Here is a 13,820-nt window from a genome sequence, read left to right on the forward strand (position 1 = left end):
CTCCGTGGAAACGATCTGAGTGTGGTTACCCACATCGTTCCCGGAGGTCTTCGCTCACCTCAGCCGATCACAACGTGTCGAGGAAGAACAGCTAGCCCCAGCGCTTCAGAAGGCGCTTTTCCAGGAGCCCAACCAGAGCATCCGTGGTCTTGCCCAGAATGGCGAGCAAGACGATCGCCAGGAACAGCCGATCGATGCGGCCATTGTTCTGCGACTCGATAAGCAAGAAGCCGAGACCCATGCTCGAGCCGACCAGCTCGGCGGCGACGAGGAACAGCCACGCCTGCGCGAGGGCGAGACGCAGGCCCGACACCACGGCCGGAACGATCGCGGGCAACTGCACCGTCGTCAAGAGCGATACACCGGTGTAGCCGTACGCTCGCCCGAGCTCGACGAGCTGCCGGTCGACGTGCCGGAGGGCACCGGCGACGGTCGTGTAAACGGGGAACGCCGCACCGATCGCGATCAGCACGACCTTCGAGTCTTCGCCGAAGCCGAGGTACAGCAGCAGCAGCGGCGCCCAGGCGAGCGACGGCACCGCACGCAGGGCGCCGATCGTCGGGGCGAGAGCGCCGTCCGCGAGGCGCGACAGTCCCACGATGGCGCCGAGCACCAGCCCGATGATCGCGCCGATTGCGAACCCGATGAGCACTCGCTGGGTCGAGATGGCGATGTATAGGCCGAGGAGGCCGCGCTCGCCGAGATCGATCGCCGCGACGACGAGCGACTCGGGGGTCGGCAGGCGGTAGGCCGGAATCCAGCCGAAGGTCGACGCGGCCTGCCACAGGGCGAGGATCGCGATCGGCAGCAGGGCGCCCAAGCCGATGTGGGCGAGGCGCCGACGTCGGCTCACCGCGCCGGAGCGGCGACGGTCGACAGTCGAGCGTCCCTCGACGGAGACGGCGACGCGAGGGAGCGCCGCAGCGCGGCGGCCCGAATCCTCGGGTCGCCGCGCTGCGGTGGCGCGATTGCGCTCGTCAATGGCCATGGAGTCCTCCTTGGCTACTCGAACCGACCGGGGTCGGCGGCAGCGGCGTAGTCGGGCACGAACAGCTCTGCGAGAGCCGCGTCCACCGCGTCCTGCGAGGCGATGTCGCCGTTGGCGACCTGGATCGGGCCGATCGTCGTCAGCACATCGAGCTGCACGTCGCCGGGCACCGGGTCGAGATCAATCACGGTTCGCTCGAGCAAGACGGTTCGCGCGATCTCGATATCGATCGCACCAACCTCGGCGAGGATCTCCGCGGTCTCGTCGGGGTTGTCGAGCGCCCACTGCCGAGCACGCTCGTAGGCGTCGACGACGAGCTGCAGCAGGTCGGGGCTCTGCTCGATGAACTCCTCCGTCGCGTTCAGGACGCCGTAGGAGTTGAAGTCGATATTGCGGTACACGAGCGTCGCGCCGGTTTCCTCAGCGGAGGCCATGATGGGGTCCAGCCCCGACCAGGCGTCAACCGTGCCGTTCGCGAGGGCTGCCGCACCATCGGCGTGCTGCAGGTTCTGGATGTTCACCTCGTTCGCGTCGACGCCCGCCTCTTCGAGTGCCTGCAGCAGGAAGAAGTAGGGGTCAGTACCGACGGTGACCGCGACCGTCTTGCCACGAAGGTCGGCGACCTCCGTGATGTCAGATCCTTCTGGCGCGACAATGGCCGCCCACTCGGGCTGCGTGTACACGGCAACCGTGTGGATCGGCGAGCCGTTGGCGCGGGCCAGCAGCGCGGCCGAGCCGGCCGTCGAGCCGAGGTCGAGTTCGCCGGCGCGCAGGCCCTCGTTCGCGCGGTTCGAGCCGAGCGACTGGGTCCAGACCACCTCGACGTCGTCGCCGAGCTCGGCCTCGAGCCAGCCCTGGTCGCGAATGATCAGGCTGAGCGGGTTGTAGGTCGCGAAGTCGAGCGAGAGGCGGTCGCTCGACCACTCCCCCGCGGCGGCGCTTTCGGTGGGCTCGGGAGCGCTGGCACTGCCCTCGCCTGCGACGCACCCCGTCATCGCCATCGTCGCGACAGCGGCGACGGCGGCGAGAGAGATGAGGGGACGGCGAGTCATGGTGGTGCCTTTCGTGTGTGCCCGGAGGCGGTTGGGGTGGTGGTGGGTGGTGCAGGTGGTGCGGGTGGTGCGGTCTAGTGGCCGTGATGGCTGTCGACGCCGAGGGCGTCGAGCAGTTCGGCGCGTAGCTCGGCGAGCTCGGCGTCAGCGCGGTCGCGCGGACGCGTTCCGGGAACGTCGACGATGCGGCGGATGCTCGCGCCCGGCGCGTCGTCCGCGTCGCGTCCCAGCAGAACGACGCGGTCGGCGAGGGTGAGCGCCTCGTCGACGTCGTGGGTGACGAGCACGATTGTGGCCGGCTCGACGGCGTGGATGTCGACCAGCAGGTCTTGCATCGTCAGGCGGGTGAGCGCATCCAGCGCGCCGAAGGGCTCGTCGAGGAGCAGCACGCCCGGGCCACGCGCGAGCGCACGGGCCAGCGACACGCGCTGAGCCATGCCGCCCGAGATCTGACGGGGGCGCAGCGCGGCGGCGTCGGTGAGCTGAACGAGTTCGAGCAACTCGGCAACACGCTCACGACCGGCGGCGCGGTCGAGGCTGCGCGGGATGCCCAGTTCGACGTTGCGAGAAATGGACCGCCAGGGCAGCAGGCGCGGTTCTTGGAAGGCCACGGCGCAGCGCTGGTCGGCCGGGGTGACCGCCTCGCCGCCGATCGTGACCGAGCCGGTGGTGGGCGCATCCAAGCCGCTGATCTGACGCAGCAGCGTCGATTTTCCGCAGCCGGAGGCACCGATCAAAGCGACGATTTCACCGGCGGCGATGTCGAGGTCAACGTCGCGGAGCACGGGGCGCTCCCCCGAGCCGGCGTCGTCGGTGAATGAGCGCCCCACGCCCGACAGGCGCACGGGAAGTGCGGGCGAGGTCGCCAGAGTCGAGGGTGCGGTGAACGTCATGCCGCCACCGTACGGAGCCGCGTCGTCGAGCCTCAAGCGCAGGCGACACAGTGTGACACCCGGTGAAACATTGCGTCACACAGCCTCAGGGCTGGCCAGTGCTGGCTAGTGCCGCCCGTCGGCGATTGCCCCGAGAACCCCGTTGACGAAGGCGGCGGAATCGTCGGTCGACAGCAGCGTCGCCGCCTCGATGGCCTCGCTGATCGCGACCGCGTCGGGCACCTCGGGATTGTGCAGCAGTTCCCACACGGCGACACGCAAGATCGCGCGGTCAACCGCGGGCATGCGGGCGAGGCTCCAGCCGGTCGCGTGCAGTTCGATCAGACGGTCGATGCCGTCGGCGTTGTCGATCACCCCACGCACGATCTCTTCGGCATATGGCCAGCTCGACGAGCGCTGGGGCTGGGCGGCAGAGCGCTCGGCCTCCTCGCGCAGGATGTCGCGCAGCGGCAGCTGCCGGACATCGGCGATATAGAGCATGTCGAGGGCGCGCTTGCGCGCCTTCGTGCGGGCGCTCACGCGTGGCCCCGCGGGGCTCGGAACGGGTGCGTCACGACGCTAGTCGTTGACGCGGCCGAGGTAGTCACCCGAGCGAGTGTCGACCTTCACCTTGGTGCCCGTCTCGAGGAACAGCGGCACCTGGATCTCGTAGCCGGTCTCGACGGTGGCGGGCTTCGTGCCGCCGGTCGAGCGGTCGCCCTGGAGGCCCGGCTCGGTGTAGGTAACCTCGAGCACGACCGACGCGGGCAGGTCGAGGTAGAGCGCGGCGCCCTCGTGCATGGCGATCGTGACGTTCTGGTTCTCGAGCATGAAGTTCTTGGCGTCGCCGACGACCGCGGCAGGAACGGTGACCTGGTCGTAGTCCGACAGGTCCATGAAGACGAAGTCGGCGCCGTCTTGGTAGAGGTACTGGTAGTCGCGACGGTCGACCGTGGCGAAGTCGACCTTGGTGCCAGCGTTGAAGGTCTTATCGACCACCTTGCCGCTCGTCACGTTCTTGAGCTTGGTGCGCACGAACGCGCCGCCCTTGCCGGGCTTCACGTGCTGGAACTCGATGACGTTCCAGAGCTGGCCGTCGATCGACAGCACGCTGCCGTTCTTGATGTCGTTCGTGGTCGCCATGCGCGTGTCGTTTCCGTTCGTGGGGTGCGAGAAGTCGAGCAAGGTGCGCGTCGGCACCGACCGGGAAGTCTAGTCGACGCTATGCGCGCCGCCGCACCTCGTCGAGGGCGAGGAGGTACGAGTGGGCGCCGAAGCCCGCGATCACGCCGGTAGCCACGCCGCTGATGACGCTCGTGTGGCGAAACTCTTCGCGGGCGTGCGGGTTCGACAGGTGCACCTCGATGAGGGTCAGCCCGGCCTCCGTGACGAGGGTTGCGGCGTCACGCAGCGCATACGAGTAGTGCGTGAACGCGGCCGGGTTCAGGATCACGGGAACCCGCGCATCGACGGCCTCATGCAGCCAAGCGATCAGTGTCGCCTCGTCGTTGCTCTGGCGCACCTCGATCGCGAGATCCGCGTGGTGCTCGGCGAGCATCCCTTCGATGTCGGCGAGAGTCATCGTGCCGTACACCTCGGGCTGGCGCGTGCCCAGCCGATCGAGGTTCGGCCCGTTGAGAACGAAGACCCGCAGCGCGTCAGCCATGTCGTCACTGTAGCGCCGGGGCTAGGCGCCGACCTCCTGGTACGCGCTGAACAGCAGCGACTCGTCGGTGCCGTTCAAGACCCGCGGGCGCCCGACGTCGTCGAGCACGATGAAGCGCAGCATGCCGGCGCGCGCCTTCTTGTCGCGCTGCATGGTTGCCAGCAGCGTCTTCCAGCGGCCGAGCGGGTAACTCGTCGGCAGGGTGAGCGAGGTGAGGATCGCGCGGTGCCGGTCGACGACCGCGTCGGGCAGGCCCGTCGCCAGGCGCGACAGCTCGGCGGCGAAGATCATGCCGATCGCGACGGCCGAACCGTGGCGCCAGCGGTAGCGCTCGGCGTGCTCGATCGCGTGGCCGAGCGTGTGGCCGTAGTTCAAGATCTCGCGGCGACCCTGCTCGGTGAAGTCGTCGCTGACGACATCGGCCTTGACGCGAATGGCGCGCTCGATGAGCTCGCGGAACACGTCGCTTGCGGGGTCGGTTGCGACGTCGACGTCGGCCTCGATCAATTCCAGGATGCGCTCATCGGCGATAAAGCCGGCCTTCACGATTTCGGCGAAGCCGGCGAGGATGTCGTTCTTCGGCAGGGTCGCCACGAGGTCAAGATCGGCGACGACGGCGCGCGGCGCCCAGAACGCGCCGACGAGGTTTTTGCCCTCCGCCGTGTTGATGCCGGTCTTGCCCCCGACAGCGGCGTCCACCGCACCGAGCACGGTCGTCGGCACGGCGATCCACGGCACACCCCGCAGCCACGTGGCGGCGACGAAGCCGGCGACGTCGGTCGTCGCTCCGCCACCGAGGCCGATGATCGCGTCCGTGCGCGTGAAGTCGGTTTGACCCAGGATCTGCCAGCAGAACGCGGCGACCTCGACGCGCTTCGCGCCCTCCGCATCCGGAATCTCGGCGAGCAGCACCTCGAGGCGGCCCGAGAGCTGCTCGCGCAGCCGCTCGGCGACGACCCCCATGGCGGGCGCGTGGATCACGAGCACCTTGGCGGCGTTCGGCGGCAGCACGGCCGCAAGATTCTCGACGAGGCCACGGCCGACGTGCACGTCGTAGCCGCCTCCCGAGGCGACGGAGATGATCGTGGCGTCGCTCATGATGCGTCCTTCCTTTCGGGGGCGCCAGCGCGCACCCAGTCGGCGATGTCGAGGGCGATGCGATCAGCGGGGAACGTCGAGGTGTCCCAGCTGGCGCGCGCCAAGCGTTCATAGGTGGGCATGCGGCGCTCGACCAGCGCCTCCCACTGGGCGAGACCTCCGGCGACGAGCGGGCGCGTCGACGCCGACTTCTCGAGCCGCGCGGCGACCGCCTCGGCCGACAGGGTGAGCAGCACCACGGGCATGCCCGTAAGTCGTTTAGCGGTCTCGGGCGTCATGACCGCTCCCCCGCCGAGCGCGACGACGGCACCGTCGATCGCGAGGGCGTCGGCGACCGCGTCGCGCTCGTAGGCTCGGAACGTCGCCTCCCCCTCGTTCGCGAAGATGTCCGGAATCGGGCCGTGACGCTCCACGATCATCCGGTCGGTGTCGAGGAACTCCGCGTCGAGTGCGCGCGCGACGCGCTTGCCGATGCGGGTCTTTCCCGCGGCGGGCGGACCGATCAGTACCGCGGCGGGGCCAGCAGCATCCGGATGCACGGTGTCAGTCACCGCTTGCGACGGCCGTCGCGAGCGTGGCCGGGATCGCGGCGAGGTACGCCTCGAGGTTGCGGCGCGTCTCGGCCACCGAGTCGCCGCCGAACTTGTCGAGCACGGCGTCGGCGACGACGAGCGCCACCATGGCCTCGGCGACGACGCCGGCGGCGGGGACGGCGCACACGTCGGAGCGCTGGTGGTGCGCGGGGGCCGCGTCACCGGTGGTCGTGTCGATGGTGCGCAGGGCGTGCGGCACGGTCGCGATCGGCTTCATACCGGCCCGCACGCGCAGAACGGTGCCGGTCGACATGCCGCCCTCGGTGCCACCCGCGCGGTCGCTCAGTCGCTCGACGAGGCCATCGCCCGGCACGAGTTCGTCGTGGGCTACCGAGCCTCGGCGGCGAGTGGTTTCAAAGCCGTCGCCGACCTCAACCCCCTTGATGGCTTGGATGCCCATGAGGGCGTGGGCGAGCTTCGCGTCGAGGCGGCGATCCCAGTGCGTGTACGAGCCGAGCCCCGGCGGCACGCCGTAGGCGAGCACCTCGACGACGCCACCGAGCGTGTCGCCGTCTTTGTGGGCGGCGTCGACCTCGGCGACCATCGCGGCCGAGGTGTCAGCGTGCAGGCAGCGCAGGGGGTCGGCATCGAGGCGCTCGACGTCAGACGGCAGCGGCAGCGGCGCGTCGTCGGGCACGCGCACGGGGCCGATCGACAGCGTGTGGCTCACGAGACGAATGCCCAGCTCGCTGAGGAACGCGCGCGCCACCGCGCCGAGCGCGACGCGGGCCGCGGTCTCGCGGGCGCTCGCGCGCTCGAGCACGGGGCGCGACTCGTCGAAGCCGTACTTCTGCATGCCGACGAGGTCGGCGTGGCCGGGGCGAGGGCGCGTGAGCGGGGCACCGCGGCCGCCCGTGAGTTCGGCGGGGTCGACCGGGTCGGGGCTCATGACGGTGGTCCACTTGGGCCACTCGGTGTTGCCGATGCGCAGAGCGACGGGGCTTCCCATGGTGACGCCGTGTCGGATGCCACCCGAGATGTCGAGCTGGTCGGCCTCGAACTTCATGCGAGCGCCGCGGCCGTAGCCGAGCTTGCGCCGGGCGAGGTCGGCCTGAATGGCCTCCCGGGTGACGGGCACTCCGGCGGGGAGCCCTTCGAGGATGGCCACGAGTTCGGGCCCGTGCGATTCTCCAGCGGTCAACCAGCGCAGCATTGCTCCATCCTCCCACGGCCCACACGGGCCGGATGCACGCGGCAGCCCGTCAGGACGCGTCCGGCAGCGCCGCCCGCATCGCCGCCTCGACGGCGTCTTCGTCTGGCAGCGGCGATTCGGTTTGACCGCTGACGAAGAAGCGCACCTGCCTGACCGCCTGGTGCAGCAGCATGTCGCGCCCGGAGGCGACACGGCCTCCGGCCGCGAGCCATGGCGCGGCAAGCGGGCCGGGCCAGGGTGAGTACGTCACGTCGAGTGCGATGGCATCGGGCTCGCCGTCGAGGGCCAGTTCGCCCGGCAGCGGAACCCCGTTCGGCAGGGTCCAGGCCACGACGTCGGTGCCGTCGACGACGTGCCGGAGGTTCGCGATGTCGACGAGGTCGAGCTCGAGACCCAGCTCGTCGGCGAGAGCGTTCACGGCGAGCGCGCGGGCGGGGTCGCGCACGAGGACGGTGACCCCCCTCAGCCCCATCTCGTCGAGGGCGACGATGACGCTGCGGGCGGTCGCGCCCGCGCCGACGACGACGGCGTGCTCGACCTCATCGGCCCCCGCATCGCGCAGCGCACGCTCGACACCCGCGACGTCGGTGTTGCGGGCGATGCGCCGCCCGCCGTCGAGCAGCAGGGTGTTGGCGGCGCCCGTCAGCTCGACCGTGCGGTCGGCGCCGGTCGCGAGCGCCGCGACCTCCTCCTTGAGCGGCATGGTGGCCGACAGGCCGCGCCACCGGCGGTCGAGGCCATCGACGAACGCCTCCAGGCCGCCCTCGCGCACCTCGTGCCGGCCGTAGCTCCAGTCGAGCCCCAGGGTGCGGTACGCCGCGCGGTGGAGGGCAGGTGACAAAGAGTGGCCGATCGGCGAGCCGATCACGCCGAGGCGACGCTCGGCCGCGGAACCCCCGGCCATCGAGCGCTCAGGCACAGAACGCGCTGTTTTCGTCGCTCGCGCGGCACCACTCCCGCAGCCGCGCGACGCCCTGTTCGTGCTCGGCGAGCGTGTTCGAGAACTGCGTCTCGCCGGTGCGCAGGTCGATCGTGACGAAGTACAGCCACTCGCCGTCGGCGGGCGCCAGGGCTGCGTCGAGGGCGACGTCACCGGGGGCCGCGATGGGGCCAATGGGGAGGCCGGTGATCGCGTAGGTGTTGTACGGGTTGTCGTCTCCGAGCGCCTCGGCGCTCGACCAGACCGAGCCGGTGTCACCCGTGCCGTACTGGGTCGCCGAGTCGAACTGCAGCATCATGTCGATCGCGAGCCGGTTCTGAATCACGCGCGACACCCGGTAGAAGTCCTCCTCCAGACGCGCTTCGCGCTGAATAAGGGAGGCGATGGTCAGAATGCGGTGGCGATCCTCGACGGCGACGCCGCGCGCATCCAATCGGGAGAACGTCTCGTTCACGAGGCGTTGGACGTGGTCGAGAGCGGTGAGGCCCGGCTCGAAGGTGTAGGTGGCCGGGAAGAGGTAGCCCTCGATGTTGGGCGCCTCGGCGGGGACCCCGAGCGCCTGCGGGTCGGCGATGGCCGCCTCGTAGTCCTCGAGCGGCACCCCCGTCGCCTCGGACAACGCCGCGATGACCTCGCCGGCGCGCAAGCCCTCGCGCACGAGGGCGCGGATCGTGATGATGTTCTCGGAATCGGCGAGTACGTCGAGCGCGGCCTGCGCCGACATCTCCTCCTCAAGCGGATAGGTGCCCGGCTGGAACTGGATGCTCGGGTCGGCCAGCAGCAGGTCGTAGAACGCGTCGAACGTCATGGTGACGCCCGCGTCGACGAGGTTCGTCGCGATATCGGAACCGATGTCACCCGGCTGGATCGCGAACAATACCTCGGTGCCGTTGCCGGTGCCCTCGTAGTCGTTCGGCAGCTCGATGCCGAGCACCTCGCGAATCTGCGGCTCGTAGTTCGACCAGGCCCACCACGCGGCGGCACCTGCACCACCGACGAGCACGAGGAAGACCGCGAGCAGCACCCACGGCCACTTTCGCCGCTTCTTCGGGCGCGATTCGCGGGATGCTCGCCCCCGGCCGGGCGCGGACGCGGCGATCGCGCGGGCGGCGCGCCGGCTGGTCGGTGCGGCCGCCGTCGCGCTCGGGTCGGCGCCGGTGTCAGCGGCAGGCTCGCCGTCGGGCTGCGTGCGGAAGATCGCGTCCCAGGCGTCGTTGTCGGCGTTGTCGGGGCGGGAATCGGTCACGATGTCGGGTGTCCTCCGTCGGCCGTCAGGGTCACGCCGGGCGGCTCACCACGGGAGCGCTCATGATCGAGGGCGTGCTGGAGCAGGATAACAGCGGCGACCTGGTCGACCACGTGCCTGCTCGACTTGGCGGTGCGCCCCGCCCCGTGCAGGGCGCGCTGCGCGGAGACCGTTGTGAGGCGCTCGTCGACGAGGCGCACCGCGAGACCGCGCTCGGCGAGGGCGGCCGCGAAGTCGCGCGCATCCGTCGTCGAGGGCGTGTCGCCGCCGCTCATCGAGAGGGGAAGCCCGACGACGAGTTCGATCGCCTCGTGTTCGGCGGCGAGTGTCGCCACCCGATCGAGTGACCGCGCGTCGCGCGGCACCGTCTCGACGGGCGTCGCCAGCATGCCGTGCAGATCGCTGCGCGCGACGCCAACGCGGGCCTTCCCCACGTCGATGCCGAGCCGCACCCCCGAGCGCACGCCGCTCAGCCCTGCAGGGCCTCGCGCACCGCGGCCAAGGCGTCGCCCACGAGCTCGAGCTTCGGCCCGCCACCCTGGGCGAGGTCGTCCTTACCGCCGCCGCCACCGCCGAGTACCGCGGATGCGCGCTTCGCGAGCTCGCCGGCACGGGCGCCCGCGTCACGGGCCGTCGGCGTGGTCGCGACGATGACCGTCGCCTTGCCGCCGGCGTGGCCGGCGAGGGCGATGACCGCGGCAGAACCCGCGAGGCGCTCGCGCACGCTCTGCGCGAGACTGCGCACGTCATCGGCCGAGCCGACGGCGCCGAGGTCGGCTGCGACGAGCTGCACGGCGCCGACCGATTCGGCCGACTGCACGAGCGCGGGCACGCGCTCGGAGAGCTTCTGCGCCTCGAACTGCGCAATGCGCTTTTCAGCGGTCTTGAGCTGCTGCGACAGCTCGGCGATGCGGTCGACAAGGCTGTCGCGCGGAGTCTTCAGCTGAGCAGTGAGCTGCTGCACGAGCGCACGCTCGGTCGCGAACTCGCGGAACGCATCGAGGCCGACGAGGGCTTCGACGCGGCGGTTCGTCGACCCGACGCTCGATTCACTGACCAGGCTGATCATGCCGATCTCGGCCGAGCGCGACACGTGAGTGCCCGCACAGAGCTCACGCGACCAAGGCCCGCCGATGTCGACAACGCGAACCCGGTCGCCGTACTTCTCGCCGAACAGCGCCATGGCGCCCAGGCTCTTCGCCTCGTCGAGACCCATCACGCGGGTCTCGACCTCGAGGTTGTCGCGCACCGCGATGTTGCTGATCTCCTCGATCTCGCTGCGCGTGTCGGGGCTCAGCGCCTGGTTCCAGCTGAAGTCAAGCCGCATGTAGCCGGCCTTGTTGTACGAGCCCGACTGGTGGGCGTCGTGGCCGAGCGTCTGCCGAAGCGCAGCGTGAATCACGTGCGTCGCCGAGTGCGCCTGTGTCGCGGCGCGACGGTAGTCGCCGTCGACCACGGTGCGAGCGCTCGAACCGACCGACACCTCGCCCGTGCGCACCTCGACGCGGTGGCTGACGAGCCCCGCGATGGGGCGCTGCACGTCGAGCACCTCGAGTTCGAAGCCCTCGCCGACAATCGTTCCCTCGTCGGCGTCTTGCCCACCCGACTCGGCGTAGAGCGTCGTCTCGGCGAGTATCACCTCGGCGAGCTGCCCGACGGTCGCGCGGTCGACGCTGACACCGTCGACGATGATGCCGACGACCCGCGTCTCGGCCTCAAGCTCGTCGTAGCCCAGGAAGCGGGTCTCGCCGAGCGAGCGGAAGGCGCCGTACACCGAGACGTCGGCGAGCACGGCCTTCTTCGACTTCGCGTCGGCCTTCGCGCGCGAGCGCTGCTCGGCCATCAAGCGGTCGAACGCCTCGCGGTCGACCGAAAGGCCAGCCTCCTCCGCCATTTCCAGCGTGAGGTCGATCGGGAATCCGAAGGTGTCGTGCAATTGGAAGGCGGTGTCGCCGGCCAGCACGGAACCGCCACCCGTCTTCGTATCGGCGACCGCGACATCCAGGATGCTCGTTCCGGCGACGAGGGTGCGCAAGAACGCATCCTCTTCGCCGAGGGCGAGGCGCGAGACGCGGTCGTAGTTCTGCGCGACCTCGGGATAGGCGGCGCTCATCGCGTCACGCGATGCGGCGAACAGCGTGTCGAAGCTCGGCGCATCCACGCCGAGCAGGCGCATTGCGCGGATCGAGCGGCGCATGAGGCGACGCAAGATGTAGCCGCGGCCCTCGTTGCCGGGGGCGACGCCGTCGGTCATCAGCATGAGGCTGGAGCGCACGTGGTCGGCGATCACGCGCATCCGCACGTCGTCGTCGGGGTTCGCGCCGTAGCGACGCCCCGAGAGGGCGGCCGCGGCGTCGAGCACGGGGCGCACCTGGTCGATCTCGTACATGTTCTCGACGCCCTGCTTCAGGAACGCGACGCGCTCCATGCCCATGCCGGTGTCGATGTTTTTGTTCGGCAGCTCGCCCACGATGCGGAACTCGGTCTTCGACCGCACGTCCTCAATGGCGTACTGCATGAAGACGAGGTTCCAGATTTCGATGTAGCGGGTGTCGTCGACGGCGGGGCCCCCCTCGGGGCCGTAGGCCGGGCCGCGGTCGAAGTAGATCTCGCTGCAGGGGCCAGCGGGGCCGGGCTGGCCGGTCGACCAGTAGTTGTCTTCCTTGCCCATCGACTGAATGCGCTCGTCGGGGAGGCCGGCGATCTTCTTCCAGAGCTGGCGCGCCTCGTCGTCGTCTTCGTAGACGGTGACCCAGAGGTCCTTTTCGGCAAAGCCGAGACCGCCGTCGGACTCGGGGGTCGTGAGCAGCTCCCACGCGTAGGTGATGGCGCCCTCTTTGAAGTAGTCGCCGAACGAGAAGTTGCCGTTCATCTGGAAGAACGTGCCGTGGCGGGTGGTCTTCCCCACCTCTTCGATGTCGTTCGTGCGAATGCACTTCTGCACACTGGTGGCGCGCGGGTACGGCGCGGGAACAACGCCCGTCAGGTAGGGGATGAACGGCACCATTCCCGCGATCGTGAACATGACCGTGGGGTCATCGGCGATCAGGGAGGCGCTGGGGACGACGGTGTGGCCGCGCTGCCCGAAGAAGTCGAGCCAGCGGCGCTGAATGTCAGCGGTCTGCACCTTCGGTTACTTCAGCTTGTTCGAGAGGTCGGCGATGGTGTCTTCCGCCTCAGCGACAGCCGCGCGCAGCTCGGCTTCGCGCTGCTTGTAGCCATCAATGACCGCCGAACCGAATTCGCGTGCGCGGCTGTCGACCTCGTCGAAGAAGTGGGCACCCTGCTCGGTGCGGGAGTACTGGTGGGCGGCAACAGCGCCGACCGCCACGCCGACGATGAACCAGAGGGCGTTCTTCATGAGGAGCTCCTTACCGGGTGGTGGGCATACGCAAATCAGTGCGCACACGGGCAGTGACCCAGCCTAGCGGCCCCGGGAACGCCGACGGGGGCCCAGCCACAGTGGCTGAGCCCCCGTCGGGATGCTCGGTGTGAGAGGCCTCGCGTTAGCGGGCGGCGTAGTACTCGACGACGAGCTGAACTTCACACGTCACGGGCACCTCGGCGCGCTTCGGGCGACGCACGAGGCGGGCCTGCAGCTTGTCGAGCTCGACCTCGAGGTAACCAGGGGTCTTCGGCAGCACGTCGACGTGGCCACCGGCGGCGGCGACCTGGAACGGCTCCATGCCCTCGCTCTTCGGCTTGACGTGGATGAGCTGGCCCGGCTTCACGCGGAACGACGGGCGGTCAACGAGCTGGCCGTCGACGAGGATGTGGCGGTGCACGACCATCTGGCGGGCCTGGGCGGTGGTGCGGGCGAAGCCTGCGCGAAGCACGAGGGCGTCGAGGCGCATCTCGAGCAGCTCGACCAGGTTCTCACCGGTCATGCCCTCGGTGCGGCGGGCCTCCTGGAAGACGTTGCGCAGCTGCGCCTCGCGGATGCCGTACTGGGCGCGCAGACGCTGCTTCTCGCGCAGACGAACCGCGTAGTCGCTGTCCTGCTTGCGGCGGGTGCGGCCGTGCTCACCCGGGCCGTAGGGGCGCTTCTCGAGGTACTTGGCAGCCTTCGGGGTGAGGGCGATGCCGAGCGAGCGCGAGAGGCGGGTCTTGCTGCGGGTACGTGACTTAGTCGACACGAAGTGGTTCCTTCCTGACGTGGCCGCGGCGTTCGCGACTCACGGACGTACATCCCGCCTGCCTACCCGGGCGCAC

15 protein-coding genes are annotated in these 13,820 nt (G+C 69.8%); all 15 read right to left on the reverse strand.

The annotated features are described in order from the left end of the window. Nucleotides 1–91 precede the first annotated feature (91 nt). On the reverse strand, nt 92–988 hold the full coding sequence (locus tag EV141_RS10995; protein ID WP_130486023.1) for an ABC transporter permease: 897 nt from the start codon (nt 986–988) through the stop codon (nt 92–94). A 14-nt stretch (nt 989–1,002) separates the two neighbouring features. Beyond that, nucleotides 1,003–2,040, reverse strand: coding sequence for an aliphatic sulfonate ABC transporter substrate-binding protein (locus tag EV141_RS11000; RefSeq protein WP_130486024.1), 1,038 nt, complete (start codon nt 2,038–2,040; stop codon nt 1,003–1,005). Nucleotides 2,041–2,114: 74 nt separating this feature from the next. Continuing rightward, complete coding sequence (locus EV141_RS11005; RefSeq protein WP_130486025.1) at nt 2,115–2,933, reverse strand: ABC transporter ATP-binding protein; 819 nt, start codon at nt 2,931–2,933, stop codon at nt 2,115–2,117. A gap of 105 nt (nt 2,934–3,038) precedes the next feature. After that, nucleotides 3,039–3,452 carry a transcription antitermination factor NusB gene (nusB, locus tag EV141_RS11010; RefSeq protein WP_130486026.1) on the reverse strand — a complete coding sequence of 138 codons (414 nt, stop codon included), beginning with the start codon at nt 3,450–3,452 and terminating at the stop codon, nt 3,039–3,041. A 39-nt stretch (nt 3,453–3,491) separates the two neighbouring features. Beyond that, on the reverse strand, nt 3,492–4,055 hold the full coding sequence (gene efp, locus EV141_RS11015) for an elongation factor P (RefSeq protein WP_130486155.1): 564 nt from the start codon (nt 4,053–4,055) through the stop codon (nt 3,492–3,494). 79 nt (nt 4,056–4,134) lie between these two features. Next, a complete protein-coding gene (locus EV141_RS11020) occupies nt 4,135–4,578 on the reverse strand; it encodes a type II 3-dehydroquinate dehydratase (RefSeq protein ID WP_130486027.1) in 444 nt (147 codons plus the stop codon). 21 nt (nt 4,579–4,599) lie between these two features. Next, complete coding sequence (gene aroB / locus EV141_RS11025; RefSeq protein ID WP_130486028.1) at nt 4,600–5,676, reverse strand: 3-dehydroquinate synthase; 1,077 nt, start codon at nt 5,674–5,676, stop codon at nt 4,600–4,602. Next, complete coding sequence (locus EV141_RS11030) at nt 5,673–6,227, reverse strand: shikimate kinase (protein ID WP_241969236.1); 555 nt, start codon at nt 6,225–6,227, stop codon at nt 5,673–5,675. Before EV141_RS11030 ends, aroB begins: the two co-directional genes overlap by 4 nt. Beyond that, entirely contained in the window at nt 6,220–7,422 is a 1,203-nt protein-coding gene (gene aroC / locus EV141_RS11035) for a chorismate synthase (RefSeq protein WP_130486029.1), read from the reverse strand. Before aroC ends, EV141_RS11030 begins: the two co-directional genes overlap by 8 nt. Nucleotides 7,423–7,471: 49 nt before the next feature. After that, entirely contained in the window at nt 7,472–8,341 is an 870-nt protein-coding gene (locus tag EV141_RS11040; RefSeq protein ID WP_241969237.1) for a shikimate dehydrogenase, read from the reverse strand. Then, the gene (gene mltG / locus EV141_RS11045; protein ID WP_157985551.1) at nt 8,334–9,608 is read right to left on the reverse strand and encodes an endolytic transglycosylase MltG; all 1,275 of its coding nucleotides are present in this window, start codon (nt 9,606–9,608) and stop codon (nt 8,334–8,336) included. Before mltG ends, EV141_RS11040 begins: the two co-directional genes overlap by 8 nt. Further along, the gene (ruvX, locus tag EV141_RS11050; protein WP_130486031.1) at nt 9,605–10,081 is read right to left on the reverse strand and encodes a Holliday junction resolvase RuvX; all 477 of its coding nucleotides are present in this window, start codon (nt 10,079–10,081) and stop codon (nt 9,605–9,607) included. Before ruvX ends, mltG begins: the two co-directional genes overlap by 4 nt. Continuing rightward, the gene (gene alaS, locus EV141_RS11055; RefSeq protein WP_130486032.1) at nt 10,078–12,735 is read right to left on the reverse strand and encodes an alanine--tRNA ligase; all 2,658 of its coding nucleotides are present in this window, start codon (nt 12,733–12,735) and stop codon (nt 10,078–10,080) included. Before alaS ends, ruvX begins: the two co-directional genes overlap by 4 nt. Nucleotides 12,736–12,741: 6 nt before the next feature. Then, nucleotides 12,742–12,969, reverse strand: coding sequence for a hypothetical protein (locus EV141_RS11060; RefSeq protein ID WP_130486033.1), 228 nt, complete (start codon nt 12,967–12,969; stop codon nt 12,742–12,744). Nucleotides 12,970–13,114: 145 nt separating this feature from the next. Further along, nucleotides 13,115–13,744 (reverse strand): 30S ribosomal protein S4, encoded by a 630-nt coding sequence (gene rpsD, locus EV141_RS11065; RefSeq protein ID WP_130486034.1) that lies wholly within the window; start codon nt 13,742–13,744, stop codon nt 13,115–13,117. Nucleotides 13,745–13,820: the final 76 nt, after the last annotated feature.

This window comes from Microcella putealis (assembly GCF_004216575.1).
In the GTDB taxonomy this organism is placed as follows: Bacteria; Actinomycetota; Actinomycetes; order Actinomycetales; family Microbacteriaceae; genus Microcella; species Microcella putealis.

Excerpts from the sequence above, each read along its gene's own strand:
- EV141_RS10995 (WP_130486023.1), bottom strand. The coding sequence starts at position 988 with ATGGCCATTGACGAGCGCAATCGCGCCACCGCAGCGCGGCGACCCGAG.
- EV141_RS11000 (WP_130486024.1), bottom strand. The coding sequence starts at position 2,040 with ATGACTCGCCGTCCCCTCATCTCTCTCGCCGCCGTCGCCGCTGTCGCG.
- EV141_RS11005 (WP_130486025.1), bottom strand. The coding sequence starts at position 2,933 with ATGACGTTCACCGCACCCTCGACTCTGGCGACCTCGCCCGCACTTCCC.
- efp (WP_130486155.1), bottom strand. The coding sequence starts at position 4,055 with ATGGCGACCACGAACGACATCAAGAACGGCAGCGTGCTGTCGATCGAC.
- EV141_RS11020 (WP_130486027.1), bottom strand. The coding sequence starts at position 4,578 with ATGGCTGACGCGCTGCGGGTCTTCGTTCTCAACGGGCCGAACCTCGAT.
- aroB (WP_130486028.1), bottom strand. The coding sequence starts at position 5,676 with ATGAGCGACGCCACGATCATCTCCGTCGCCTCGGGAGGCGGCTACGAC.
- aroC (WP_130486029.1), bottom strand. The coding sequence starts at position 7,422 with ATGCTGCGCTGGTTGACCGCTGGAGAATCGCACGGGCCCGAACTCGTG.
- EV141_RS11060 (WP_130486033.1), bottom strand. The coding sequence starts at position 12,969 with ATGAAGAACGCCCTCTGGTTCATCGTCGGCGTGGCGGTCGGCGCTGTT.